Source organism: Lelliottia sp. GFLA7, assembly GCF_056490165.1.
Window position 1 is genome coordinate 431,874 of sequence record NZ_JBWLAQ010000002.1, and the last position, 24,905, is coordinate 456,778.

Annotated in this window: 23 protein-coding genes and 2 tRNA genes; 13 read left to right on the forward strand and 12 right to left on the reverse strand. The window is 52.3% G+C overall.

The genetic code is table 11. The annotated features are described in order from the left end of the window. The first annotated feature begins 2 nt into the window (after positions 1–2). The 3 genes from fliQ (at position 3) to rcsA (ending at position 1,985) form a co-directional block, all read left to right on the forward strand. Positions 3–272, forward strand: coding sequence for a flagellar biosynthesis protein FliQ (fliQ, locus tag AC07RN_RS07630; RefSeq protein ID WP_015959542.1), 270 nt, complete (start codon positions 3–5; stop codon positions 270–272). Between the two features lie 8 nt (positions 273–280). Continuing rightward, positions 281–1,075, forward strand: a complete 795-nt coding sequence (gene fliR, locus AC07RN_RS07635) for a flagellar biosynthetic protein FliR (RefSeq protein ID WP_015959543.1) — start codon at positions 281–283, stop codon at positions 1,073–1,075. A 286-nt stretch (positions 1,076–1,361) separates the two neighbouring features. Continuing rightward, positions 1,362–1,985, forward strand: a complete 624-nt coding sequence (rcsA, locus tag AC07RN_RS07640) for a transcriptional regulator RcsA (protein WP_015959544.1) — start codon at positions 1,362–1,364, stop codon at positions 1,983–1,985. 100 nt (positions 1,986–2,085) lie between these two features. Here rcsA and dsrB read toward each other — a convergent pair whose 3' ends face one another. Beyond that, complete coding sequence (dsrB, locus tag AC07RN_RS07645) at positions 2,086–2,274, reverse strand: protein DsrB (protein ID WP_478336024.1); 189 nt, start codon at positions 2,272–2,274, stop codon at positions 2,086–2,088. Between the two features lie 128 nt (positions 2,275–2,402). Between dsrB and yodD the strand changes: the two genes are divergently transcribed. Continuing rightward, the gene (gene yodD, locus AC07RN_RS07650; RefSeq protein WP_478336025.1) at positions 2,403–2,630 is read left to right on the forward strand and encodes a YodD family peroxide/acid resistance protein; all 228 of its coding nucleotides are present in this window, start codon (positions 2,403–2,405) and stop codon (positions 2,628–2,630) included. A gap of 305 nt (positions 2,631–2,935) precedes the next feature. Further along, positions 2,936–3,763 carry a mannosyl-3-phosphoglycerate phosphatase-related protein gene (locus AC07RN_RS07655; RefSeq protein ID WP_478336026.1) on the forward strand — a complete coding sequence of 276 codons (828 nt, stop codon included), beginning with the start codon at positions 2,936–2,938 and terminating at the stop codon, positions 3,761–3,763. On the opposite strand, the gene dgcQ is transcribed toward AC07RN_RS07655, so the two are convergent. From dgcQ to AC07RN_RS07670, 3 genes are all read right to left on the reverse strand, one after another. Continuing rightward, positions 3,730–5,424 (reverse strand): cellulose biosynthesis regulator diguanylate cyclase DgcQ, encoded by a 1,695-nt coding sequence (gene dgcQ, locus AC07RN_RS07660; RefSeq protein ID WP_478336027.1) that lies wholly within the window; start codon positions 5,422–5,424, stop codon positions 3,730–3,732. The two genes, AC07RN_RS07655 and dgcQ, sit on opposite strands and share 34 nt — an antisense overlap. A gap of 125 nt (positions 5,425–5,549) precedes the next feature. Beyond that, positions 5,550–5,732: a YodC family protein gene (locus tag AC07RN_RS07665; protein WP_015959549.1), complete on the reverse strand. Its 183-nt coding sequence runs from the start codon at positions 5,730–5,732 to the stop codon at positions 5,550–5,552. A gap of 78 nt (positions 5,733–5,810) precedes the next feature. Beyond that, entirely contained in the window at positions 5,811–6,722 is a 912-nt protein-coding gene (locus AC07RN_RS07670; protein ID WP_478336028.1) for a DUF808 domain-containing protein, read from the reverse strand. A gap of 177 nt (positions 6,723–6,899) precedes the next feature. Here AC07RN_RS07670 and yedA point away from each other — a divergent pair, with 177 nt between their 5' ends. Continuing rightward, positions 6,900–7,814: a drug/metabolite exporter YedA gene (yedA, locus tag AC07RN_RS07675; RefSeq protein WP_478336029.1), complete on the forward strand. Its 915-nt coding sequence runs from the start codon at positions 6,900–6,902 to the stop codon at positions 7,812–7,814. Here yedA and AC07RN_RS07680 read toward each other — a convergent pair. Genes AC07RN_RS07680 through AC07RN_RS07690 form a run of 3 tightly spaced genes read right to left on the reverse strand, consistent with a single transcriptional unit; the run spans position 7,786 to position 10,436 of the window. Continuing rightward, positions 7,786–8,277: a very short patch repair endonuclease gene (locus tag AC07RN_RS07680; RefSeq protein WP_235133584.1), complete on the reverse strand. Its 492-nt coding sequence runs from the start codon at positions 8,275–8,277 to the stop codon at positions 7,786–7,788. The two genes, yedA and AC07RN_RS07680, sit on opposite strands and share 29 nt — an antisense overlap. Next, complete coding sequence (locus AC07RN_RS07685; protein WP_478336030.1) at positions 8,258–9,691, reverse strand: DNA cytosine methyltransferase; 1,434 nt, start codon at positions 9,689–9,691, stop codon at positions 8,258–8,260. Before AC07RN_RS07685 ends, AC07RN_RS07680 begins: the two co-directional genes overlap by 20 nt. Before the next feature lie 43 nt (positions 9,692–9,734). Beyond that, positions 9,735–10,436: a phosphohydrolase gene (locus AC07RN_RS07690; RefSeq protein ID WP_478336031.1), complete on the reverse strand. Its 702-nt coding sequence runs from the start codon at positions 10,434–10,436 to the stop codon at positions 9,735–9,737. A gap of 369 nt (positions 10,437–10,805) precedes the next feature. On the opposite strand from AC07RN_RS07690, the gene ompC reads away from it, so the two are divergent. Continuing rightward, the gene (gene ompC, locus AC07RN_RS07695; RefSeq protein WP_478336032.1) at positions 10,806–11,927 is read left to right on the forward strand and encodes a porin OmpC; all 1,122 of its coding nucleotides are present in this window, start codon (positions 10,806–10,808) and stop codon (positions 11,925–11,927) included. Between the two features lie 57 nt (positions 11,928–11,984). On the opposite strand, the gene AC07RN_RS07700 is transcribed toward ompC, so the two are convergent. After that, positions 11,985–12,848: an N-acetylmuramic acid 6-phosphate etherase gene (locus tag AC07RN_RS07700; protein WP_478336033.1), complete on the reverse strand. Its 864-nt coding sequence runs from the start codon at positions 12,846–12,848 to the stop codon at positions 11,985–11,987. 163 nt (positions 12,849–13,011) lie between these two features. On the opposite strand from AC07RN_RS07700, the gene AC07RN_RS07705 reads away from it, so the two are divergent. Both AC07RN_RS07705 and dcuR read left to right on the forward strand, forming a co-directional pair. Next, positions 13,012–14,628: a sensor histidine kinase gene (locus tag AC07RN_RS07705; protein ID WP_478336034.1), complete on the forward strand. Its 1,617-nt coding sequence runs from the start codon at positions 13,012–13,014 to the stop codon at positions 14,626–14,628. Next, on the forward strand, positions 14,625–15,344 hold the full coding sequence (gene dcuR / locus AC07RN_RS07710) for a two-component system response regulator DcuR (protein ID WP_015959558.1): 720 nt from the start codon (positions 14,625–14,627) through the stop codon (positions 15,342–15,344). Before AC07RN_RS07705 ends, dcuR begins: the two co-directional genes overlap by 4 nt. On the opposite strand, the gene AC07RN_RS07715 is transcribed toward dcuR, so the two are convergent. Both AC07RN_RS07715 and AC07RN_RS07720 read right to left on the reverse strand, forming a co-directional pair. After that, a complete protein-coding gene (locus AC07RN_RS07715; protein ID WP_478336035.1) occupies positions 15,325–16,290 on the reverse strand; it encodes an FAD:protein FMN transferase in 966 nt (321 codons plus the stop codon). The two genes, dcuR and AC07RN_RS07715, sit on opposite strands and share 20 nt — an antisense overlap. An 89-nt stretch (positions 16,291–16,379) precedes the next feature. Then, the gene (locus tag AC07RN_RS07720; protein WP_449555210.1) at positions 16,380–19,160 is read right to left on the reverse strand and encodes a flavocytochrome c; all 2,781 of its coding nucleotides are present in this window, start codon (positions 19,158–19,160) and stop codon (positions 16,380–16,382) included. Positions 19,161–19,774: 614 nt separating this feature from the next. Between AC07RN_RS07720 and AC07RN_RS07725 the strand changes: the two genes are divergently transcribed. Together AC07RN_RS07725 and fumA are read left to right on the forward strand one after the other, a co-directional pair. After that, positions 19,775–21,283, forward strand: coding sequence for an anion permease (locus AC07RN_RS07725; RefSeq protein ID WP_015959561.1), 1,509 nt, complete (start codon positions 19,775–19,777; stop codon positions 21,281–21,283). A gap of 55 nt (positions 21,284–21,338) precedes the next feature. Next, entirely contained in the window at positions 21,339–22,988 is a 1,650-nt protein-coding gene (fumA, locus tag AC07RN_RS07730; RefSeq protein WP_478336036.1) for a class I fumarate hydratase FumA, read from the forward strand. A 220-nt stretch (positions 22,989–23,208) separates the two neighbouring features. Here fumA and AC07RN_RS07735 read toward each other — a convergent pair. Then, positions 23,209–23,299, reverse strand: a tRNA-Ser gene (locus tag AC07RN_RS07735). A gap of 90 nt (positions 23,300–23,389) precedes the next feature. On the opposite strand from AC07RN_RS07735, the gene mtfA reads away from it, so the two are divergent. Beyond that, positions 23,390–24,187, forward strand: coding sequence for a DgsA anti-repressor MtfA (mtfA, locus tag AC07RN_RS07740; RefSeq protein ID WP_041689685.1), 798 nt, complete (start codon positions 23,390–23,392; stop codon positions 24,185–24,187). Positions 24,188–24,287: 100 nt separating this feature from the next. Then, a tRNA-Asn gene (locus AC07RN_RS07745) sits at positions 24,288–24,363 on the forward strand. Positions 24,364–24,483: 120 nt separating this feature from the next. Here AC07RN_RS07745 and AC07RN_RS07750 read toward each other — a convergent pair. Beyond that, complete coding sequence (locus AC07RN_RS07750; RefSeq protein ID WP_235133615.1) at positions 24,484–24,729, reverse strand: DUF2543 family protein; 246 nt, start codon at positions 24,727–24,729, stop codon at positions 24,484–24,486. Positions 24,730–24,905 lie beyond the last annotated feature (176 nt).

A 24,905-nucleotide genomic window follows, 5' to 3' on the forward strand; every position in this document is an offset into this window, starting at 1 on the left:
CAATGACACCTGAATCGGTCATGATGATGGGCACGGAAGCGATGAAAGTCGCCATTTCCGTTGCCGCGCCTTTACTGTTGGTGGCCCTGGTCACCGGCCTTGTGATCAGTATTTTGCAGGCCGCCACCCAGATTAACGAAATGACCCTGTCGTTCATTCCTAAAATCATCGCCGTGTTCGTGACCATCATTGTCGCCGGACCGTGGATGCTCAACCTGTTGCTCGATTACATGCGCAACCTGTTTACCAATCTGCCGTACATCATCGGCTGATTATCTGAATGCTACATTTCACCAGCGATCAATTCATAGAGTGGCTTGGCCTCTATTTCTGGCCGTTGCTGCGCGTGATGGCGTTGATCATGACTGCGCCGATCCTGAGCGAAAAATCCATTCCTAAACGCGTCAAAATTGGCCTGGGGATGTTGATTACGTTCGTGATTGCGCCAACGTTGCCACCGGTGAATGTTCCTATTTTCTCCCCGCAGGCAATCTGGCTTGCGCTTCAGCAGGTGCTGATTGGCGTGGCGATTGGATTCACCATGCAGCTCGCCTTTGCGGCGATCCGTACCGCCGGTGAGCTGATCGGCCTGCAGATGGGATTGTCGTTCGCCACCTTCTTTGACCCAGGCAGCCACCTCAATATGCCCGTGCTGGCCCGCGTGATTGATATGTTGGCCATGCTGCTGTTCCTGACATTCAATGGTCACCTGTGGCTGATTTCGATGCTGGTGGACACCTTCCATACGTTGCCCATCGGCGGCAATCCGGTCAACAGCAACGCATTTCTGGCACTCACCCGTGCCGCCGGGCTGATTTTCATCAATGGGCTGATGCTGGCGTTGCCGGTCATCACGCTTCTGCTGACCGTAAACCTGTCGCTGGGCTTGTTGAACCGAATGGCACCGCAGCTCTCGGTATTTGTCATCGGTTTCCCGATCACCCTGACGGTTGGTTTGATTTTAATGGGACTATTAATGCCGCTGATTGCCCCTTTCTGCGAACATTTATTTAGCGAAATATTCAATCTCTTATCCGATATTGTTCGTGAGCTACCTCGAAATACTAACCCCTGATGTTTATATTGTCTCTCTGAGGATATTCCTAAAATAAAACATAGAAAACATCTACCAGGATATATCTGGTGCGGTTTATTTGTTTTTATACCCTTCACAATACTTAATATTTACTTTACTTTAAGATGATTCCTGGCAAATTATACGTAACTTTACGGGATAGTGAGTCCGCCTGAAAGTCTTTGTATTGCTCACAGGTTAATACCTTTTTTATCCATCCCGTATGGCTGTTTTGAGCTCTCAGGCAGATGGTGAATTATCGTTACGCATTGAGTGAGGGTATGCCATGTCAACGATCATTATGGATTTATGCAGTTACACCCGGCTAGGGCTAACCGGGTATCTTGCGAGTAGAGGGGTCAAAAAACGAGACGTCAATGATGTACACGATGTTGACGAACTTGCAGCCGCTTGTGAAGCATACAAGCCCGGCGTGGTGTTTATTAATGAGGACTGTTTCATTCACGATCCAGCCAACAGTCAGCACATTAAGCAAATCATTAATCAGCATCCTAAAACCCTGTTTATTGTTTTTATGGCGATTGCGAATATCCATTTCGATGAATATTTGTTGGTGCGTAAAAACTTATTGATCAGTTCGAAGTCGATTAAGCCCGAGTCACTGGATGACATTTTGGGTGATTATTTAAATAAAGAAGCGAAGAGTGTAGGAGAATTTAACTTACCCACGTTATCATTAAGCCGTACTGAATCAAGTATGTTGCGAATGTGGATGGCGGGACAAGGGACAATTCAGATTTCCGACCAGATGAATATCAAAGCAAAAACCGTTTCATCACATAAGGGAAATATTAAAAGGAAAATTAAAACGCATAATAAACAAGTTATCTATCATGTTGTTCGTCTGACGGATAATGTGACAAATGGCATTTTTGTGAACATGCGTTAATCGTTTTATTCTCTTTTGCGCCCCATCAATCTCTGGCCTCGCCAGAGATTTTTCGTTCGATGAAGTGAGTCGGGTAAGCAGCATCTCACCCGACACGCCACTACTCAGCGAGCTCGACAAAGATCCCGTCGGAATGCCCCATCTCGTTAAAGAACCAGATCCCGAGCGGATAATCTTCCAGTGACACCAGGTACATCACGCCTTCGCTAAAGTGTTCGACTGCCAGCACTACGCCCGGACGGCGCGGTCCACCGTCTGTCTTTACGGTTACCCGATCGTTTACCTTCATAAAATCCTCCTGTGGTTTTGAGCCAGTGTAGAACAATTCGCAACAACTGGCAGCGCCTGCCTGAATGATTGCCGCTTTTGTGGGCAGTCTATACTTAACGCTGAATACGGTGAAATGAGGTATGCGTAATGAAAACCGCGAAAGAGTACAGCGAGACCGCCAAACGAGAAGTGAACGTGGATGTCGATGCCCTGCTGGCGGCCATTAACGAGATCAGTGAAAGCGAAGTGCGTCGCACCAAAGATGACCCCACCCGCGTGGTCGTCAACGGACACGACTACCACACCTACCGCGAACTGGCAGAGGCGTTCGAATTAGATATCCATGATTTTAGCGTGACGGAAGTGAATCGCTGAGACGAAAAAAATCCCGGCCATGGGGATGACCGGGATGAACTTGCTTATGCAAGAAGCACTTGTAAATTCGTTACACCAGGAAATCTGATGTGGGATTTACCTTATCCCCAATTTTTTTGCATGACAAGGATATATTCTGGTCATAAATACTTTGTTCTATGACCCCTCGTTTTAGTTATAAATCCCCAGCGCTCGCTGCCAAAGGGTTGTTGGGATCGTTTCCATTATCGTGCGCGTAAAGGCACGATTTGTTTTGGGATTTATCTTAGGTCTGTTATGAAATCAACGGTTAATCGGGAGACGCCATGTCTTTACTCAAGGAGACGCTTTTAGTCTTTACCGATCTGGACGGAACGCTGCTGGATATCCATACCTACGACTGGCGACCCGCCTCTGCGTGGCTGGATAAGCTGCAAGACCACCAGATCCCCGTCATTCTGTGCAGCAGTAAAACGGCCGCAGAAACGCTTGAGATCCAGCAGGATTTGGGGCTGGAAGGATTGCCGTTTATTGCCGAGAACGGTGCGGTTATCCAGCTGGATGTGCGTTGGGATGACCATCCCGATGCGCCGCGGCTGATCAATGGCACGCCGAACAGCGACATTTGCGATGTCATTAACCCCCTTCGCGAGCGCGACGGCTATAAATTCACCACGTTTGATGACGTGGATGAACGAGTTATCGGCGAGTGGACCGGGCTTAATCGCGAAAGATCGTCTCTGGCGCGACTGCATGAAGCGTCGGTGACCCTTATCTGGCGGGACAGCGATGAACAGATGACGAAGTTTGAGGCTGAGCTGGCCCAGATGGGATTCAAATTCATTCAGGGCGCGCGGTTCTGGCACATTCTGGATGCGCGCGGCGGGAAAGATCAGGCGGTCAACTGGTTAATTGACGAATACCGCAAGCGCGAGGGGTTTGTGCCGACCACCATCGGCCTTGGCGATGGTCCAAACGACGCCCCGCTGCTTGATAATGTCGATTACGCCGTGGTGGTCAAAAGCATCAATCGACTCGGGATCCAGCTCCAGGAGGATATCCCCGAACGCGTATACCACACTCAGCAGGCGGGGCCTGAGGGCTGGCGAGAAGGGCTGGATCACTTTTTATCCGGGCCGCGACACACCACCTGATTTCTGCCCTGCTGTTTCGCCAGATAAAGACGCGCATCGGCAATGGACTGCAATTGCTCAAAATCGAAATTGGCGTTCTCTTCCGTGCTGCTGACGCCAAGCGAGGCGCTGACCCGCGCCGTGGTGCTCTTCTTCACCAGTATCTCTTTTCGGTTAATAGACACCCGAATGCGCTCCGCCACACCGGCCGCCTGCTCCGCTGTCGCGCCCGGCAGCACTACGCAAAACTCCTCACCGCCCACTCGGCCTGCCACATCGCTACTTCGCAACGCATGCGTAATCAGCCGGGCCGTGTGGGACAGCACTTTGTCACCCGCCTGATGACCGAAGCGATCGTTAATGCTTTTGAAATGGTCGAGATCGAGCTGAATGACGGAGAACGGCAGTTGCTGCTGGCGGCACTCCTCGGCCAGCGCCTGTGCCCGGTCAAAGAGCGCACGACGGTTGTTGAGTCGGGTCAACGGATCGTGCCAGGCCTGCCACTGCAATGAATTTTGCAGCGTAAACATGTTGCTCACCATCCGACGGATCACCAGCCACGAAATCAGCAGCGTCGCCGTAAAGAGTGCCCATAACGACGCGAGGGCAATACTGATACTGCCAAATTCCCCCCGCACGCCGTCTTTGAGGGAGTGGACTCGCAGCACCACACCATCAAAATGTTCCAGGCGTTCCCAACTGATAAACCGCGTGCTTAACCGCAGGCCACCTTGTGTATCGTTTTCCACCGCCTGCGCGATTTGGGCGAGCTCTTGCGCATCAAAGTGAATGACGCTGTCGGCGTTTTCTTCAGAGGTCGCAATCAAATTGAGACGATTGTCATACAGCTGGTATTCACCGTCTTTGCGCTGATCAACTGCGTCCATCAGCAACTGAGTCATGGTCGGAAGCGTGAAATCCATCGCCAGCACACCGTACCAGTAGTTGTCCTGATACACCGGCACGCTGGCGGTGATCAGGCGTTCATTCTGTGATGCGGAAGCGGGAGCCATAAACCAGCGCACCGCGCGGGCGCGATTGTCGCGGTCAGTCTGGTGAGTAAACCACGGACGAGTCACCAGAGTGTAGTAACGGGAGATGATGGAGTTGTTGAGCGCGGCGGGTTCCGTCGACACAAAAAATCCCGCACGCGAGACATAGGTGATGCGCTTTTCTTTATTATTGGCGCGCGAGACGGCAAGGCGCAGCAAATAGCCCACTTCCAGCGCCGCAGAGAGTTCCCCACCGAGACGTTGGTCATCGCGTGTCAGAAGTGTGGTCCGCTCAACCATGCCATCTGACACACCGTTTATCGGCAACGCGCGCCGCTGCTCAACATCAAGCTGCCAGAAGGGTTTAGCGCGCAAATGGTTAAAACTCAGGACGGCATCGTGCAAGACGCGCAGCCCAAGTGGTGTTTGCAGCGCATCCCCCATGCTCTGGCGGAAAAAGAGCAGTTTATTGACACTGTACTGAAGCTGCCGGTCCAGCGAGTTGGCCACGTTTTGCAGATGGTTTTGCTGGCTGGAGATGTACGCGTCTTCCAGCACGACGACTTCTCGCCATGTCAGAATCGTGGAAACAATGAGAACAACCAGAAAACATACGTTAACGATTTGCCCAGGATGGTGACGTAACCGTTCCAGCAGATTTTTCTTGATGACAAAGGTATCGCGCTGCACACAAACTCCCTGCTCACATCTTCACTGTACGCATCATACCTAAGCCCGACGGTTCGATACATTGAGACACGCATCGCCTGAAGCGATAGTCAACAAAAAGCCCGGACATGCCGGGCTTTACGTGATTAAGCCGTATCGCGTCGCTGCGGTTTGTCACCCGGCTGTAGCTCCTCTTCACGAAAAGCTTCTCGCTTGATGCCGAAACCGTCATGCCACCGGCATTCCACCATGCCACTGGAATATCCCGTGACAATCATACGTGGGCCACCATTTTTAGGCTTAACTTCATCACTGACCACAAAGACCATAACCGCCTCCAGTATCAGGGTGAAACTGTTTCAATCTAGACGAGGAATGGCCCTTTTTCCATAGCGCGCGTAGAACATTTAGTGCGAAACACCGCGCAGTTTGGCGATACCTTTCACGCCCGCGATGACGATGGCCCCAATGATAAAGCCAATCACCAGATTGACGATCATCGGTAAAATGGCCGCCACCACGCTCCCCTGCCCCTGAGCGAAATGTTCAATGGCGTGATGCAGCGGCGCAATACCATGAACCACAATCCCACCACCCACCAGGAACATCGCCAGCGTGCCGATCACCGACAAACTTTTCATTAGCCATGGCGCCAGTACCAGCAACCCTTTACCGACGATTCTCGCCACGGCATTAGATTTATCCACCAGCCAGTAGCCCATGTCATCGAGCTTCACGATCACCCCGACAAGGCCATAAACGCCGATCGTCACGGCAATCGCGATACCGGAGAGCACCAGCACCTGATTCAGCAGCGGGGCTTCTGAAACAATCCCCAGAGTGATGGCGACGATTTCAGCCGACAGAATAAAATCGGTCCGAATCGCGCCTTTAACCTTATCGCGCTCAAAAGCCAGCGGGTCCTTCGCGGCAAGCGCTTCCAGACGCTGCTGGCGAGCCTGCGGCGTCTCTTCATCCTTGCGCGAGGCAAACGAGTGCAACACCTTCTCGACGCCCTCATAGCAGAGGAACGCACCGCCTATCATCAACAACGGCGTAATGGCCCACGGGATAAACGCGCTGATCAGCAGCGCCAGCGGCACCAGAATCACCTTATTGAGAAATGACCCTTTTGCCACGCTCCACACCACTGGCAGCTCGCGGTTGGCGCGAACGCCAGACACTTGCTGAGCGTTAAGCGATAAGTCGTCACCCAAAACACCGGCCGTCTTTTTCGCGGCCAGTTTTCCCATCAGCGATATGTCGTCCAGCAACGTGGCAATATCATCCAATAATGTTAATAAGCTACTTCCTGCCAAAATCTGATCCTTCTTATTTTGATAATTAAGTGAATAGTATGGAGCAAAAATCCGAACCTCGAAACCCGCACCTTAAGTCAACAAATAATTCACATCATTGATACAACTAAAGCGCTCGCCAGCCCGATAGTTTTGACGTTTACTATGAGCGACCTTTTTAATTCGCCGTGAGGGACTATGCGTTTCAGGCAACTATTACCGCTTATTGGAGCACTTTTCTCGCTCTATATCATTTGGGGTTCCACCTATTTTGTCATTCGCGTCGGCGTGGAAAGCTGGCCGCCGTTGATGATGGCAGGCATCCGCTTTTTATCAGCCGGTGTGTTGCTGCTGGCCTTCTTACTGATCCGCGGTCATCAACTTCCCCCGCTGCGTCCGATGGTAAACGCGGCGCTGATCGGCCTGCTGCTGCTGGCTGTGGGCAATGGTTTTGTTACGGTGGCTGAACATCAGAACGTGCCGTCAGGCATTGCAGCCGTGGTCGTCGCAACGGTTCCCCTGTTTACGCTGTGCTTTAGCCGTTTGTTTGGCATTCGCACCCGCAAGCTGGAGTGGATGGGCATTGGCATTGGCCTGGCGGGAATTATTTTGCTCAACAGCGGCGGCAATCTGAGCGGTAATCCGTGGGGCGCGCTGTTGATCCTGATGGGGTCTCTGAGCTGGGCGTTTGGTTCCGTGCTGGGGTCACGCATCGAATTACCTTCCGGGATGATGGCGGGCGCGATTGAGATGCTGGCCGCCGGAATCGTGCTGTTAATCGCCTCCACGATCACCGGCGAAAAGCTCACGGCCATGCCGGGTCTTTCTGGTTTTCTGGCGGTGGGTTATCTGGCGATTTTCGGCTCGATTATCGCCATTAACTCTTATATGTTCCTGATCCGTAACGTCAGTCCAGCCGTCGCCACCAGCTACGCGTACGTTAACCCTGTGGTGGCCGTGCTGTTAGGGACATCGTTTGCAGGCGAGACCCTGTCATCCGTCGAGTGGTTAGCGCTGGGCGTGATTATCATGGCGGTGGTGCTGGTCACGCTCGGGAAATATCTTTTCCCGGCGAAACCCATTGTTACGCCGTGTGAGGCGGAAAAACCGTAAGCAGATGAATTCCTGAGGTATCGATCTGCGCGGTCTGGCCACCGCCGCAGATCCACTCTTCCAGGCGCTCCGTCAGGGCAGCGTCATCAAGCTTTAGCCTGCCACGCAGCGCGCACTCCCAGACAATAAGCACTCGCCATCCCTGCGCCAGTAAAATGGCGGTATCGCGTTTATCACGCTCGACGTTTTTACCGATTTTCGCCAGCCAGAACTCGGTACGCGTGGCGGGCACTTTGAACAAATAACAGTCATGATGGTGCCAGAAACAGCCGTGGGTGAAGATGATGCACTGATAGCGGTCGAGCACGAAATCAGGCCGTCCCGCCAGCGCAGCATCCTGAACGCGAAATTCAAAACCCGCTTGCGTTAACAGGCCTGAAAGCCGTTTTTCAATTGCAGTATCACGCGTGCCGATAGCACGCATGTTTTTGCTGCGCGTCGCCTTACTGTGCACATCCGTCATTGACGGCCTTACCCTGGCGCAATTTGACAGCCTGTTTAATTCGCGATTCCAGCAGTTTTGCCACCGCCGCAAACGCCGGAACGACCACGGAATTGCCAAACTGTCGATAGGCCTGAGTATCAGAAACCGGAATGCGGAAACTGTGCCCCTGAGGCGACTCGAATCCCATCAGACGCGCGCACTCACGCGGCGTAAGACGACGCGGACGATGGCGCTGGTTCTGCGGATCGTCAAAATCGATCTCACCCAGGGCTTTATCCCAACCGCGGTCAATGAGGATCTCGGCGCCATCTTTGTAATAGCGCGCCGACAACGTGCGGGTGACACTGTGCGGATTGCGTGGGTCCACCATCCCAAAACCAAAACCGTTGCCCTTCGCCTGATGCTTTTTGGCATAGCGATAGAGATATTTCCACAGCACGGGGGTCAGGATAAATTTGGCATCGAATGCGGGCTCCAGCAGTTCAGCAACGGACGGACGATGCGCCGGATACAGCGAAGGAATATCCCGCAGGGTAAAATCACCTTTCAGGTTTAAATCGCGGCGAAACCCGACCAACACAATGCGCTCACGGTGCTGAGGCAAGAAATGTTTGCCATCGATTATTTTGGGATCGTTCGCGCCCATATCCTGGGCATCGGCCACGTCGTAGCCGAGTTCATCGAGCGTTTGCATGATAATGCGGAAGGTTTTCCCGCCGTCGTGACTTTTTAAGTTTTTGACGTTTTCGAGGACAAAAATAGGCGGGCGACGTGCGTCGATAATGCGCACCACGTCAAAAAACAGCGTGCCTTGCGTATCGCAGGCAAAGCCATGGGCACGTCCGAGGGCATTCTTTTTGGACACACCGGCCAGCGAAAACGGCTGACACGGGAAGCCCGCCAGCAGAACATCATGCGCCGGAATGGTGCATCGGATATGGTCAGCCGCTTCAGCATCCGTAACGCCACTTTTATGGCTTAACGTGACATCGCGAATATCTTCATTGAACTGGTGGGTCTGCGGATCGCAGTACCAGTTTGCTTTATAGGTGCGCACCGCGTGTTTATTCCATTCGCTGGTAAAGACGCACTGTCCGCCAATGGCCTCAAAACCATGGCGTATGCCACCGATGCCCGCAAACAGATCGACGAAGCGGAAAGCATAATTTGGATGGATAGCCGGTGGGCGCGGGAGCAGATTGTGCAGGAGGGCAAATTCTCCCTCGCTCAGCCGATGGCCGGCCCGCTCGCTGGAAACCAGCCGCTTAAGGATCGCCGGGCTCCAGTGGCTTTCGCCTTGTGCATTCAGTTGATTGACCAGCGTTTTGGCGTCATAGATGGTCAGCAGTTTGCACAGTAAATCCTGCACCGCTGCCGTTGATTTCTCTGCCAGCATGAGTGCGGGCTCAGTCACTGATAGTTTTTCCTGCATACCTTCAACCGGACGAAAAAGACTGGAAACAGATTACCATAGTTCAGCGTGACAGACTGCGCTGGAATCGGCTCAACACCTGAGAATCGATGCCAAGACAGTCGCCCTGCAATTCTGCGCTCAATTTCGCCATAAAGTGCGCCAGGAAATCGGCATTATGACGCGCAAGTTCGCGCCCCATTTCGGTTTGCATGGTATCAGGCAGACGTAAAAGTTTGGTCTGAAAATGGTCAAGCGCAAAGGTTTTATCATTCAATTCGCGCGACTCAGCAAAGGGATCATTAGCATCAAACAGAGCGACGCCGAGCGAGCCTGACACCGCAAAGACGCGAGCCAACCCAATAGCGCCGAGGGCCTCTAACCTGTCGGCATCCTGCACAATTTTCGCCTCGAGAGTTTGCGGCGCAATGCCCGCGCTAAAACTGTGCGCTTCGATGGCGTGTTGTACGGCAGGGATAATTGCCTGAGGAAAATCGGGGAAGTCGTCGTGCAGAATTTGGCCTGTTTTGTGCGCCGCTAGCCGCGAGGATTGGCCGCGCTCAGGGTGATTTTTTGGCAGGCTGACAATATCATGGAAATAACATGCCGTAAGAATGACCAGCGGGTCGACGGATTGTCCGGTCATCATTCGCTGCGCCGTCATCCACACGCGGCGAAAATGCGACATGTCATGGGCGGTATCATCCGTGTCATGATTTTCTGTTAGCCAGTTTTCGAAGCGTTGCTGCCACTGGGTAAGCGCCATAATCCCTCCTTTATCAAAACGCCCACCATAGCAACTTTCTGTCGCCCTGGCACTTGGGGGGGTTCCCATAGATTCACGATAAATCACTGTGCGTTTACTTATCTCAGGCATTGCATTTCAGCATTTACGTATGGCAATTCATTACAAATATAAAATTGGCGATAATAAACCTATAAAAATTCAATATATTAAAACCTTTAAAATTCACCCGTAAAATACCAAAACCAACAGAAACATTTAGAATTAAATGACATTATTTAATTACATTTATTATTGAAACTTAATTTCATGTTTCGAATAGTATCGCCGATGTAATTGCGGAGGGTGATTACGTATATTCACATGAGTGATATTAAAAAGGAATATATAATGAAAAGAAAAGTATTGGCTATTTTGGTGCCTGTTTTACTGGTCACAGGTGCGGCGAACGCGGCAGAAATTTATAACAAAAATGGCAATAAATTAGATCTTTACGGCAAAGTGGATGGTCTTCACTACTTCTCTGAGGATACTGGCGCGGATGGCGATCAGTCTTATGCACGTCTGGGCTTTAAAGGCGAAACGCAGATCAATGAGCTGCTGACGGGTTACGGTCAATGGGAATACAACCTCCAGGCCAATAATACCGAGAGTTCAACCAACCAGTCCTGGACGCGCCTGGCCTTCGCAGGTTTGAAGTTTGGTGATTATGGTTCATTCGATTACGGTCGTAACTACGGTGTGCTGTACGATGTTGAAGGCTGGACAGATATGCTGCCAGAGTTCGGCGGCGACACTTACAGTAAAGCGGATAACTTTATGACCAACCGCGCCAACGGCGTGGCAACTTACCGCAGCACGGATCTTTACGGTCTGGTGGAAGGCCTGAACTTCGCGCTGCAGTACCAGGGTAATAACGAAAGCGCTGGTAATGGCAACGAAGGCACCAATAATGGCAACGGTCGCGATGTGCGTCATGAAAACGGTGACGGCTTCGGTATTTCTTCAACCTACGATATCGGCATGGGCTTTAGCGCCGGTGCAGCGTTCGCCTCGTCTGACCGTACAACCGATCAGGTAAATTCCACCACGGCAGCTGGCGGCGAACAAGCTGAAGCCTGGACGGCAGGGATTAAATATGACGACAACAACATCTATCTGGCGGCCATGTATTCTCAGACCCGTAATATGACGCCGTACGGCAATAAAAATTACGCAGTCGCTAACAAAACTAAAAACTTTGAAGGCACCGCGCAATACCAGTTTGATTTTGGCCTGCGTCCGGCATTGTCTATCCTGATCTCTAAAGGTCAGGATCTGAATACCGCCTTCGGCAGTGAAAAAGATCTCGTTAAATATGCTGATATTGGCGCAAGCTATTATTTCAACAAAAATATGTCCATTTATGCAGATTATAAAATTAACCTGCTGGATGAAGACGATATGTTCTATCATGTGAATGGCATCAGCACTGATGACATCACCGCGGTAGGCATGGTTTATCAGTTCTAATCGTTATCGATTTTAAAGGCCGCTATTGCGGCCTTTTTTATTAGCAGCGCAGGAATATTACGGCGCTTCCTGTAACGCGACGCGAATAAAACCATTATTCTGCTCCAGCAAATCGCGCGCCTGCCAGGCATCCAGACCGGTCATGACCATCAGTACGGCTGTTTTGCAGTGATGATTACCGCTTTCTAGCGCCGCTTTCGCCACGGTACGCGTACACCCGCCCGCTTCCATCACAATCGCGATTTGTCTCTCGGCCCACCGGGTGTTTTTGGCTTCCAGGTCCACACGCATATTGCTGTAGACACGACCGGAACGGACAGCTAACCCGGTCGAAATCATATTCAGGATCAGTTTTTGCGCTATCGCAGCTTTGACGTTATTAAAACCAGCGACCACATCCGCTCCCGTTTGTGGCGCAATCACCATGCTCGCCAGCTGCGCCGCTTCACTCTGCTCGTCGCTGGTGATGATGGCGACAGGCGATCTTAGCGACCAGGCATGCCGCATAGCGCCCCAGACCCACGGCGTTTTGCCACTGACTGTCAGCGCCAGCATCATATCGTGCTCGCCAAAATTAATGGCCTGAAGGTCAGCTACGCCCCGATCATAATTTGCCGCGCCGTCTCTGGCTTCAAGCGCTATGACGGGATGTTTGCCCGGCGCAAATTCTAAGGCAGCCTGAATCGCCGCACGGCCTGACGCCCCTGCACCAACGATGACCAGGCGGCCACCGTGACTCAATGTCGCGGCCGCATTATCGACAACGCGGGCAATGATGGGTAAAAATGGCGTGATGGCGTCAGTAATTTTTTTATCATCCTGATGAATCACATTCAGCATGTCCAGGGTCGACAACCTGTCGATATCCGCCGTATCCGCGTGACGTCTTTCCTTGACCAAACCGTTCAGCTTAACGCTCATAAACTGCCTCCTTGTATGAATTCCCGTACACTATAAAGTGTTTTATATAGGTCACCTGCGAAGGGGGTCACGAAAAGGTATGTATTCGTAAGCTTTTACATGACTTTAAGAAAGCGCCGTCATCAGCGATAATTACCCCTTAATAATTAGCCATGGAGTGCGGATGAGCGATGTGCAGCCTTTAGTTATGACGCGCAAGCGCCCAATGAAACTCAACACGCTGGTCACGCTGATGGTCAGCAGTGTGATTGGTTCAGTGTTGCTGGTCATCTTTGCCCTCTACTTTATGCAGATCACCAAGGCGACGCGGGACGGCGTGAAAGACACCGCCCTGGCCATCGCCAGAACACTGGCCGACAGTCCTGACGTCAAGCGTGGCCTGCTTTTATCCGCAGAGAAGAGTCAGATTCAGCCCGTCGCGGAAGCCATCACCCGACGCAACGATCTGCTTTTTGCCGTGGTCACTAACATGCAGGGCGTACGGTATTCTCATCCTGATACCCGCCTTATCGGCCATCATTTTATTGGCGAGGATCTTAAACCCGCGCTTGCTGGAAATGAGAATGTGTCGGTAAACCACGGTGTGCTGGCAGAAGCCCTGCGCGTTTTCACGCCGGTTTATGACGACCAGCACCGGCAAATCGGCGTGGTCGCGATTGGCATATCGCTCAAAAAAGTGGATGAGGAGATCAGCCGCAGCCGCTGGGGCGTTATCTGGACGGTATTATTCAGTGCGTTAATGGGTACGCTGGGAACCTGGGGCCTGGTACATTTGCTGAAACGCATTCTGTTTGGCCTTGAGCCTTACGAAATTTCCGCGCTGTTTGAACAGCGTCAGGCGATGCTGCAATCCCTGAAGGAAGGCGTGATTGCTATTGATAGTCAGGGCCGCGTGACAATGATTAACCACACCGCCCGCCAGATTTTGCTGCTGCCGACTCAAGGCGCGGATATGCCCCGTCACGTTCCGATGCTCGCCTCGCTGCGCAGGGTATCGCAAACGGGTAAGGCATTGCAGGATCAGGAGATCGACTGCAACGGCCGACTGCTGCTTTGCAACACCTTTCCTGTCAGAAGCCAGAACGCAGTGATTGGCGCGATCAGTACGTTTCGTGACAAAACCGAGATCCGGGAATTGATGCAGCGAATGGATGGGATGGTGAGCTACGTGGACGCCCTGCGGACCCATTCCCATGAGTTTATGAATAAGCTGCATGTGATTCTGGGCCTGCTGCACATGAAGCGCTACGACAAGCTGGAAGAGTACATTATCCAGACGGCGCAAAATTATCAGACGGATATTGGCGCCATTCAGAACAAAATCAAATCCCCGGTGATTGCCGGTTTCCTGCTGGGGAAAATGAATCGCGCCAAGGAATCGGGGATTAGCCTGACACTGGCGGAAGAATGTCAGGTGCCGGACACGCCAAATACGGAGCACGTCACGGTGCTGATCACGGTGCTGGGAAATCTCATCGAAAACGCACTCGACGCGATGTCAGACCAACCCGAAGGCGAAATTGGTCTGCTGATGCATTATCAAAACGGCTGGCTAAGCTGTGAGATTAGCGACGACGGTCCCGGTATTGACCCTTCGCGTCTGGCGCACATTTTTACTAAAGGTTTTTCGACGAAAGGCGAAAACCGTGGTGTGGGATTATTTCTTGCCCGCCAGCAGCTCGAAAAACTGGGCGGTGAAATCGCCGTAGAATCAGAGCCTGGCGTGTTTACTCAATTTTTTGTTCAGATCCCCTGGGATAGCGAGAGGAAAATCGCGTGATAAATGTCTTAATTGTCGATGATGATGCCATGGTGGCTGACCTTAACCGACTGTATGTGAATCGTGTTGAGGGTTTTAGCTGCTGTGGTGTCGCCTCCACGCTCAGTCAGGCCCAATCCATCATTAGCAACCCCACCCAGGCTATCGATCTGGTGCTGCTGGATGTTTATATGCAGCAGGACAATGGTCTGGATTTGCTGCCAATTATCCGTGCTTCTGGGCGCGCCATCGATGTGATTATGATTTCATCGGCCTCCGATGCCACCACCATTCAGACCTCCATGCACTATGGCGTGGTGGACTATCTGATTAAACCCTTCCAGTTTCCGCGTTTTGAAGAGGCGCTAAACGGCTGGAAGGAAAAGAAACATCTGATGGGTTCACATCAATATTATGAACAGGCGGACGTTGATCGTCTGCTGCACGGCGGCGCGCCGGAACTGGCAGACAGCAAACGCCTGCCGAAAGGCTTAACCCCGCAGACGCTGCGCACCATTTGTCAGTGGATTGACGGGCATCCCGACACGGAGTTTTCCACCGATGATCTGGCGAATGCGGTCAGCATCTCACGGGTTTCCTGTCGTAAATACCTGATCTGGCTTGCACAAATTAATATTTTGTTTACCAGCATTCATTACGGAGCTACCGGTCGTCCGGTGTATCGATACCGGCTCCAGCCGGAACAGATCGGGCTGCTCAGACAGTATTGCCAGTAAGGCGATAGCGGTTGTCGAGCAGCGTAAAACGAAAGTGACGCATCGATGAGAACACGATCTCGCGTGCTTTAGTCACGAAAACCGCTTCAATGTCTGGCCGCGTACGCAGCGCGGCACAGCCTTTCTCAACGCCCAATCCGTAAACCAGCGTGGTCCAGAGATCGCCGTCGATGGAATCCGTCGAAATAATGGTCACGCTGTCGAGTTCGTTATCCAGCGGATAACCGGTGCGTGGGTTTAAAATGTGGTGATAACGCGTGCCGTTGCGCTCGAAATAGCGCTCATAGGTTCCAGATGTCACCACCGATTTGTTTTCAATTTGCAGCGAACCGATTAGCGCATCCGCAGCGCCGAACGGTTTTTTAATGCCGACCGTCCAGCCTCCTTCTGGCGAGCCAAGCGTCTGGATGTTACCGCCCAGATTAATCAAGCCCAGCGTTTCGCCCTCTTTACGCAGAAAATCCCGCACCCGGTCAGCAATATAGCCTTTGGCGATGGCGCCAAGGTCGATCTCCATTCCCGACCGAGCAAGAAACACGCTGCATGCCGCCTCATCAAGCACCACTTCCGTTGGATCGGTTAACGTCAGCAGAGTGGTGATTTCATCGGCTGGCGGGACGCTGTCGCCCTGAAAACCAATTTTCCAGCGCTTAACCAGCGGACCGATGGCCAGATTAAATGCACTGTTTTCCAGCAAACTGGCCGCTTTTGCACAGCGAATCAATTCAAATACCGGTCGACTGACGGCGACGGGGTGCCTGCCAGCAGCGAGGTTAATATCCATCACCTGGGAGTGCGCGCGGTTCACAGTCAGCAAATCTTCGTACTGTTTGATTAAACGAAACGCTTTCGCGGCGAGCGCTTCGTTATGCGAGAAGAGTTTGAGAAGAATGGGAGAGCCCATCAGCACGGCGGAATAACTGTAGACGCGGTCGTCATCTGGCATAAGAGTGGCTCCTGACGGTAGCCCCGGCGGGCAAGCGCCGCCGGGGAAATGACCGGAACACCTCGTTCCGGTCAACAAAAACGGCTGAGCTAGGCTTTTTTCGAACGCATCGCCGCCTGATGTCCGGCAAGCGTACCAAAAATAATGATATCTGCCACCGCGTTACCGCCAATGCGATTCCCGCCGTGAATGCCACCGACCACTTCACCCGCCGCGAATGCGCCAGGAATGACGTTGTGGGCGCTATCCAGAACACAGGTTTCCGGATTGACAGTCACGCCGCCCATGGTGTGATGCACGCCGGGCGCGATGCGGATCGCATGGAATGGCCCTTCATTGATTGGCGCACGCAGCGCCGTGGTGCGACCGAAATCATCATCATGCTGCTTTTCAACAAACCCGTTATAGCGTTCAAGCGTTGCCAGGAAAGCGTGATGATCCATCCCCAACGCTTCCGCCAACGCTTTCGGCGAGCTGGCGCTGGTCACCAGGCCTTTGGCGATGTATTCATCAGCGGCTTTGTTTTTGGCACGAACGTGCTCATCAAAAACGATGTACGCGTATTTCTCAGGTAGCGCGATAATTTGAGCGGACACTTTGTCGCGCGTCTCCATTTCGTTAAAGAAACGGTTCCCCTGCTGACTCACCAGAATCGCGCCGCCGCCGCGAATGGATTCAGAAATCAAATAGGATGTGTTCTGCTCAACGGTTGGGTGAATTTGAATTTCGCCCATATCCACGGTCCCTGCGCCAATACGTTCCAGCAATGCAATCCCGCCGCCCGTCGCGCCTTTGTGGTTCGTGGTAACAAAACCGTCCAGATCCGGGCGATATTTCACCACCATCTGACTGTTGGCGCTAAACCCACCGGTCGCCATGATCACGCTTTTGGTGGTGACGGTGACCGTTTCATTCTCTTCCGTGGTGAGGCGCACGCCTGTCACTTCCCCGTTTTCGACAATAATATCGCTCACAGAAGTGTCCAGCATCACGTCGATATGGCGTTTATTGACGTTGCGTACCAGGCCACTTACCAGATAACCGCCCACCGCAGAACCGTCTTTTGGACGGTGCGTACGATCGATGCTCATCCCGCCGGTCGTGGTGATGTCATTGAGCATAATGCCGCGCGTTGCCAGCCATTCGATAGCCTCTGGCGCGTTTTCCACAAAGCGGCGCAGCAGTTCCGGGTTGTTCCTGTTCTGCCCACCTTTCAGGGATTCCTGATAGAACAGCTCTTTGCTGTCCTGAATCCCTTTGACTTGTTGGAAGCGGGTTTCTGCGGCATTCATCCCCGCAGACGCTTTAATGGTGTTCCCGCCAATGGTCGGCATTTTCTCGACAATCAGCACGCTCGCCCCGTCGTCATAAGCCTGAATCGCCGCGGCCAGCCCTGCACCACCGCTGCCCACTACCACGACATCAACACATTTCGCCGCGTTAGGATCGACGCCCTCTTCTGCCGCCAGGGCTTTGGCGGATTTCACCATCGCTTTCGAGACGGCTTTTTTCACCGCTTCACTCTGGCTGGTAGCGCCAGTAATGGCGTCAACATGGGGAGTATTCGCATCGAGAATACGGCTGCGGATCTCCTCAAAACTGGTCACAAACTCCACGTCGTGGTCAGGGCCGGATGCCAGCTCAATGTCACTGATACGATCGGTTTCGAGACTGACGCTGACCACCAGCTCGCTGGCGTCATCCTGGACTGTTTCGATAAACGTGCCGGGTTTGAATTTTGACTCGCCCATGCTCATGTCGCGGATCATTGCTTCTACCAGCGAGAAACGCCACAGCGGCTCCGGAATGTGCAGCGCTTCTCGCTTTGTGCTGTCCATAAACAGTTCCAGCGTTTCACCCTGCGCAATGCGATCGGTCCAGTCCGGGTAGGCGATCGTGGCGCGCCCCACCGCAATCAAGTCGTAACCGTGGTCAATCGCCTCGTTCACATCAGCTGCGTTGACTACCCCGCCGACGCCCATGACCGGAATCTGCGCGAGCGTGTCTGAACGCATGGCGCAATATTTTTCGATAAGCGGCGTCGGATCCTGGGTTTCGACAATCGATGGGCGCAGCGTCGCACCTACTGAAAAGTGCAGATAATCCACCCCGCGCGCCGCCAGTTTTTCCAGCAGGTACATTGTGTCTTCGAAGCGGATACCCGGCACTTCCATCTCTTCCGGAGAGAAGCGGTAGCCAATGATGAAGGCATCATCAGCGTACTGGCGCACCATTTTGTGGGTGATTTCCAGCACCGCCAGCGGGAATTTGGCGCGGTTATCGCGACTGCCGCCCCACTCGTCATCACGCTGGTTGGAGTTTGGGGAGTAGAACTGTTGGATTAAATACGTATTTGCGCCATGAATTTCAACGCCGTCGAAACCCGCCTGAATGGCGCGACGAACGGCTTCACCGAACTTGCCGACCATTGCACAGACGTCTTCACCACTCAATGCGACTGGCGTGGCTGCTCCGTCACGCGGCGCGGCAACAGCGCTTGGCCCCACAGGCGTGCGCCCGCCAATCAGTTTCGGGTCAACCATACGGCCGCCATGGTAGATCTGCAGCAACGCTTTGGAACCCTTCGACTTAATGGCATCGGCAATTTTTGCCAACCCGGCGATTTTCTCGTCGTTATCAATGCCGATTGCGCCGGGGAACGCCAGCCCTAAATCATCGACAAAACAGCATTCAACGATGAGGGTGCCGATGCTACCTGAACGCGCGCGATAGTACTCCACCAGCTCGCTGGTGACCGTCCCGTCGTAATACCCTGTGCAAGTGGTCATTGGGGCCATTAACAAACGGTTTTTTAACTCGGTGCCATTCGGTAATGTGAAGGGGCTTAGAATGCGTTCGTTAGTGCTCATAATAGAAACTCCAAACTTTAAAAATGAAATTCGAAAATTCTTTATCGGTCCGGTTTATGGTTAATTTTTTTGCCGATGTCATGATATTAATATAACGCTATTTTTAGTTACTAAAGTTATTACGTTAGTTAATAAACTATTTAATCCCTTCGATAACATAAATAATACATTGGTGTTAGTTGTTTTAATGTTGATTGTTTACATTTAAATTAAAGCAGTTAACTTTTTGATTACGTAACCAGAAATCACAAGTTAATTAATAATGCATATAAATCAATACACTATGAGATTTAATCGTTTGCAAAACAAATTCAAGTTGAGAACAAACCTCAATCAAAACGCTATATCCACATAACTCATTGGGGTTATTAAATGGTGCCTAAAAATACATCTGCAATTCTCATTTCATGATCCCGATCAATAGAATCCACCTTTAAAAGCGCAATATATAAATATCACTAATTTTTAATTCAATGCATCCAATTTTGCGTTGAATCATTATTCCAGAAATAAGAAACGCGAACCTTAAATAACTAAAGAAAGCAAAAAAACTTAAAAAAAGATTCGTGCTTGTTTCTGACAAACCGTATTCCTGACAACTTAAGACGCAAACTATGAATGATAAAACTGCTGTAACGCCCCTGGCGGCGAGCAAACCAAAGGATGGTCAAGCACGCCGTCTGTTCATGATGGCGCTCCCCATTATTGTGGCCATTCTGCTGTTATTTGTGCCGGTGCCCGATGGGCTTCCGCCTTATGCCTGGCATTACTTCGCCATTTTTGTTGGCGTGATCGTCGGTTTGATTTTTGAACCGCTGCCCGGTGCAGTAATTGGTCTGACCGGCGTCGTCGCCATCGGTCTGTGCAGCCAGTGGGTGCTGTTCAGCCCGGAACAGCTGGCCGATCCGAAGTTCAAGCTGGCTGGCGCCTCGTTTAAATGGGCGGTCAGCGGCTTTGGTAACTCGACCGTCTGGCTGATTTTTGGTGCCTTTATGTTCGCAGCTGGGTATGACAAAACACGCTTTGGTCGCCGACTGGCGCTGATTCTGGTAAAATATCTGGGTCGCCGCAGCCTGACGCTCGGGTACGCCATCACCTTCGCGGACCTGCTGCTGGCACCGTTTACGCCGTCCAACACCGCGCGAAGCGGTGGCACGATCTACCCGATTATCGCCAACCTGCCGCCGCTGTATGGCTCAAAACCTAACGATCCCAGCGCACGTAAAATCGGCTCATATCTGATGTGGGTCGCGATTACGGCGGCCTGTATTACCAGCTCAATGTTCCTGTCTGCGCTCGCCCCCAACCTGCTGGCACTGGCGTTGGTAAAAAGCATCGTGGGCATTGATATCTCATGGGGCACCTGGTTTATCGCCTTCCTGCCGGTGGGCGTGCTGCTGATTCTGGTGATGCCGCTGCTGGCGTACTGGTTCTACCCGCCGGAAGTGAAAGTGAACGATGAAGTGCCGCTGTGGGCATGTCGTGAACTGGAGAAGCTGGGCAAACTGTCGCGCAATGAAATCCTGCTGCTGGTCTTTGTGTGCTGCGCACTGATGATGTGGATTTTCGCGGCGGCGTGGATCGAACCCGCCATGGCAGCGCTGTTAATCGTGGGCCTGATGTTGTGGACGGGCGTGCTGGAGTGGAACGATATCACCGGCAACAAAGCTGCGTGGAATACTTTCGTCTGGTTTGCCACGTTGGTTGCGCTGGCCGACGGTTTGTCCTCCACCGGGTTTATTAGCTGGCTGGGTAAAGAGGGCGGCATGTTGATGAGCGGCATCTCTCCGGGCACCGCAACCATTGTGCTACTGCTGGCGTTTTATCTGCTGCACTACCTGTTTGCGAGCACCACTGCTCATACCACCGCGCTGCTACCGGCAATGCTGACCATCGCCGCCACGATCCCGGGCATCAATATGGAAGTGTTCGTCCTGCTGATGGTCACATCGCTCGGCATCATGGGGATTATTACCCCCTACGGCACCGGCCCAAGCCCGATTTATTACGGTAGCGGCTACCTGCCGACCAAAGATTATTGGCGTCTTGGCACCATCTTCGGCGCGATTTTCCTGGCCGCACTGTTGCTGATTGGGTATCCGTGGATGTCCATGATGTTCTGATTCCTGGCCGCCGGACTACACCTCCGGCGGTTTCATTTTTGTGGAGCAACACGTTATGTCGAACAAACCCTTTTATTATCAGAATCCCTTCCCGCTCGAACACGACGACACCGACTATTATCTGCTGACCAAAGAACACGTCTCCGTGGCAGAGTTTGCGGGCCAGGAAATCCTTAAAGTCGAACCCGAAGCCCTGACGCTACTCGCGCAGCAGGCTTTTCACGACGCGGCCTTTATGCTGCGCCCGTCGCACCAGAAACAGGTCGCGGCGATTCTTCACGACCCTGACGCCAGCGAGAACGATAAATACGTGGCGCTTCAATTCCTGCGTAATTCAGAAATCGCTGCCAAAGGCGTGTTACCTACCTGCCAGGATACGGGTACGGCCATCATCATGGGCAAAAAAGGGCAACGCGTGTGGACCGGCGGCGGTGACGAAGCAGCATTAAGTCAGGGCGTGTACAACACCTATATCGAAGACAATCTGCGCTACTCGCAAAATGCTGCGCTGGATATGTACAAAGAGGTGAATACCGGGACCAATTTACCGGCACAAATCGACCTGTATAGCATTGATGGCGATGAGTATAAGTTCCTGTGCATGGCAAAAGGCGGCGGGTCTGCCAACAAAACCTATCTGTATCAGGAAACCAAAGCGCTCATTACCCCTGCGAAATTGAAAAATTATCTCGTGGAAAAAATGCGCTCGCTGGGGACCGCAGCCTGCCCTCCGTATCACATCGCATTTGTCATTGGGGGGACGTCCGCAGAAAGCACGCTGAAAACCGTCAAACTGGCGTCGACCCGTTACTACGATGGTTTGCCAACCGAAGGGAATGAGCATGGTCAGGCGTTCCGCGACGTTCAGCTCGAACAGGAACTGTTACAGGAAGCGCAGAATCTCGGTTTAGGTGCGCAGTTCGGCGGTAAATACTTCGCCCATGATATTCGGGTGATTCGATTGCCGCGCCACGGAGCCTCCTGCCCTGTCGGCATGTGCGTGTCCTGCTCGGCTGACCGCAACATCAAAGCCAAAATCAACCGCGACGGGATCTGGATTGAAAAACTCGAACGCAATCCGGCGCAATACATTCCTGAATCGCTGCGTGAGCAAGGTGAAGGCGACGTCGTCAGCATCAATCTGAACAGTCCGATGAACGAGATTCTGGCGCAGCTTTCCGCACATCCGGTTTCGACCCGACTATCGCTGAACGGCACCATTATTGTGGCGCGCGACATGGCCCACGCGAAGCTCAAAGAGCTGATCGATAACGGCGAAGAGCTGCCGCAGTACGTGAAAGATCATCCGATTTATTACGCGGGTCCGGCGAAAACACCTGAAGGTTATGCATCCGGGTCATTAGGCCCCACCACAGCGGGTCGTATGGACTCGTATGTGGATTTACTGCAATCGCACGGTGCCAGTATGGTAATGCTGGCGAAAGGCAACCGCAGTCAGCAGGTGACCGATGCCTGCCACAAACACGGCGGGTTCTATCTCGGCAGTATCGGCGGCCCTGCTGCCGTGCTGGCGCAGAACAGCATTAAAAGCCTGGAATGTGTGGCATATCCGGAACTGGGAATGGAAGCGATCTGGAAAATCGAAGTCGAAAACTTCCCGGCCTTTATTCTTGTCGATGATAAAGGCAACGATTTCTTCCAGCAGATCCAGAACAAGCAGTGCGCCGGGTGTTCGCAGCGTTAATTCGCGATATATCCTTAAAAGCCAGGCGTAATGCCTGGCTTTTTTTATCAAAACCGCCGTTCTCGCAACCCATGAGTTGCCCCGAAGATGCTGATTGAGTTCACATATATTGTGACGAAGCCGTAAAGGGATATTCCTTCGCGTAAGCGGAGTGATAAGGTGCTCGTCGCACAGCATTTATTCAGAAAATAATCAGAAAAGATGTTCTGTTAAGATGAAGCGGCGTAGAAAGGGAATTTGAACCCTCGGTAGAGTAACCCCTACTCTCGTTTTCGAGACGAGTCCGTTTAGCCGCTCCGGCATCTGTCCGCTATAGTGGTTGCCATGATGCCAGGTAATTTGGCATGTTAACAGATCCTAACCCTGCAATTTATTCAAGTGATGAGTTTGCGAGCGAAGCGATGATTAAGTGGCCCTGGAAATCGAACGAAACCGCACCTGACGCGCTATTGCCGTGGGATGAAGCGTTGGCAATTCCTGTCCTCGCCAGCCTTTCAGCGGACGAGCAAAGCAGATTGGTGCAGTTAGCCGATCGTTTTTTGCAGCAAAAACGTCTTGTCCCTCTTCAGGGATTCGAGCTGGATGAACTGAAAAGTGCGCGCATCGCCCTGCTGTTCTGTTTGCCTGTGCTGGAACTGGGCATCGAATGGCTGGACGGCTTTCACGAGGTATTGATTTATCCGGCACCGTTCGTGGTTGACGACGAGTGGGAAGACGATATTGGCCTGGTTCACAATCAGCGCGTGGTACAGTCCGGACAGAGCTGGCAGCAAGGACCGATTATCCTGAACTGGCTGGATATTCAGGACTCGTTTGACGCCTCTGGTTTCAATCTTATCGTTCATGAAGTGGCGCATAAACTGGATACCCGCAATGGCGATCGCGCCAGCGGTGTGCCGTTTATCCCGTTGCGGGAAGTCGCAGGCTGGGAACACGACCTGCACGCGGCGATGAATAATATTCAGGATGAAATCGATCTGGTGGGCGAAAGCGCAGCCAGCATTGATGCCTACGCGGCAACCGATCCGGCGGAATGCTTCGCCGTGTTGTCAGAATATTTCTTCAGCGCGCCCGAGCTTTTCGCCCCGCGTTTTCCGGCGTTATGGCAGCGTTTTTGTCATTTCTACCAACAAGATCCGATGCAGCGTTTGCGTGAAAATGCAGGCTATGACGGTAACGCTTCTCCGCAAGTACACTAAAAGCACAGGTTGAGTCTTAATTAATCATTTGAATCAGCATGTTGAATTTAGTGTTGACACAAAATAGCGAGGCCATTAACATGCGCCTCGTTCACACGATTCCTCTGTAGTTCAGTCGGTAGAACGGCGGACTGTTAATCCGTATGTCACTGGTTCGAGTCCAGTCAGAGGAGCCAAATTAGAGAAGCCCGCTTAAGGAAACTTAAGCGGGCTTTTTGCTTTTCGGGCTTTCATGGCCGCCAATATGCAAAAAGGCACGTTACAGTGCGTGCCCTTTCACCGGATCTTAGCGCAAGCTACTCATTGCCCCACTGATTGAGAAACGTCGCTATCTCATCAATACGTTCATCTTTGATGCCCGCTTCATTGGCCATCTCCTGCTGGGCGCTTTCGCTAATCTCTTCGTTATTCATTAAACGGGTGATCAGCATCTGGAAATAGTGCGCCAGCGGTTCGCGTTCGGATTCACTCACCGGCGTGGCGGTTTCCTTGGAATATTCATCCGCGATATCAAAATATTTAAGTGGAATTTCATTGGTCATAAGTGGCCCCAGGGGTTAACGCCTATTGAAGAGCTTGCGAGCGGATACACCGGCCCCAGCCTCACGAAGAGAGTCATGATAACGTGTCATCGCGCAGGTGTCCTCTGATGGATGCTGAAACATGACTCATTCTGCGGCGTATTCATCGTCGAGGCCGATTAAATCGTCACTTCCCT

Excerpts from the sequence above, each read along its gene's own strand:
- ompC (WP_478336032.1), top strand. The coding sequence starts at position 10,806 with ATGAAAAGAAAAGTATTGGCTATTTTGGTGCCTGTTTTACTGGTCACA.
- fliQ (WP_015959542.1), top strand. The coding sequence starts at position 3 with ATGACACCTGAATCGGTCATGATGATGGGCACGGAAGCGATGAAAGTC.
- AC07RN_RS07665 (WP_015959549.1), bottom strand. The coding sequence starts at position 5,732 with ATGGTCTTTGTGGTCAGTGATGAAGTTAAGCCTAAAAATGGTGGCCCA.
- rcsA (WP_015959544.1), top strand. The coding sequence starts at position 1,362 with ATGTCAACGATCATTATGGATTTATGCAGTTACACCCGGCTAGGGCTA.
- AC07RN_RS07680 (WP_235133584.1), bottom strand. The coding sequence starts at position 8,277 with ATGACGGATGTGCACAGTAAGGCGACGCGCAGCAAAAACATGCGTGCT.
- dsrB (WP_478336024.1), bottom strand. The coding sequence starts at position 2,274 with ATGAAGGTAAACGATCGGGTAACCGTAAAGACAGACGGTGGACCGCGC.
- AC07RN_RS07725 (WP_015959561.1), top strand. The coding sequence starts at position 19,775 with ATGAATGATAAAACTGCTGTAACGCCCCTGGCGGCGAGCAAACCAAAG.
- AC07RN_RS07685 (WP_478336030.1), bottom strand. The coding sequence starts at position 9,691 with ATGCAGGAAAAACTATCAGTGACTGAGCCCGCACTCATGCTGGCAGAG.
- AC07RN_RS07705 (WP_478336034.1), top strand. The coding sequence starts at position 13,012 with ATGAGCGATGTGCAGCCTTTAGTTATGACGCGCAAGCGCCCAATGAAA.
- AC07RN_RS07750 (WP_235133615.1), bottom strand. The coding sequence starts at position 24,729 with ATGACCAATGAAATTCCACTTAAATATTTTGATATCGCGGATGAATAT.
- fliR (WP_015959543.1), top strand. The coding sequence starts at position 281 with ATGCTACATTTCACCAGCGATCAATTCATAGAGTGGCTTGGCCTCTAT.
- yedA (WP_478336029.1), top strand. The coding sequence starts at position 6,900 with ATGCGTTTCAGGCAACTATTACCGCTTATTGGAGCACTTTTCTCGCTC.
- AC07RN_RS07690 (WP_478336031.1), bottom strand. The coding sequence starts at position 10,436 with ATGGCGCTTACCCAGTGGCAGCAACGCTTCGAAAACTGGCTAACAGAA.
- AC07RN_RS07655 (WP_478336026.1), top strand. The coding sequence starts at position 2,936 with ATGTCTTTACTCAAGGAGACGCTTTTAGTCTTTACCGATCTGGACGGA.
- AC07RN_RS07720 (WP_449555210.1), bottom strand. The coding sequence starts at position 19,160 with ATGAGCACTAACGAACGCATTCTAAGCCCCTTCACATTACCGAATGGC.
- AC07RN_RS07700 (WP_478336033.1), bottom strand. The coding sequence starts at position 12,848 with ATGAGCGTTAAGCTGAACGGTTTGGTCAAGGAAAGACGTCACGCGGAT.
- mtfA (WP_041689685.1), top strand. The coding sequence starts at position 23,390 with ATGATTAAGTGGCCCTGGAAATCGAACGAAACCGCACCTGACGCGCTA.
- fumA (WP_478336036.1), top strand. The coding sequence starts at position 21,339 with ATGTCGAACAAACCCTTTTATTATCAGAATCCCTTCCCGCTCGAACAC.
- AC07RN_RS07715 (WP_478336035.1), bottom strand. The coding sequence starts at position 16,290 with ATGCCAGATGACGACCGCGTCTACAGTTATTCCGCCGTGCTGATGGGC.
- yodD (WP_478336025.1), top strand. The coding sequence starts at position 2,403 with ATGAAAACCGCGAAAGAGTACAGCGAGACCGCCAAACGAGAAGTGAAC.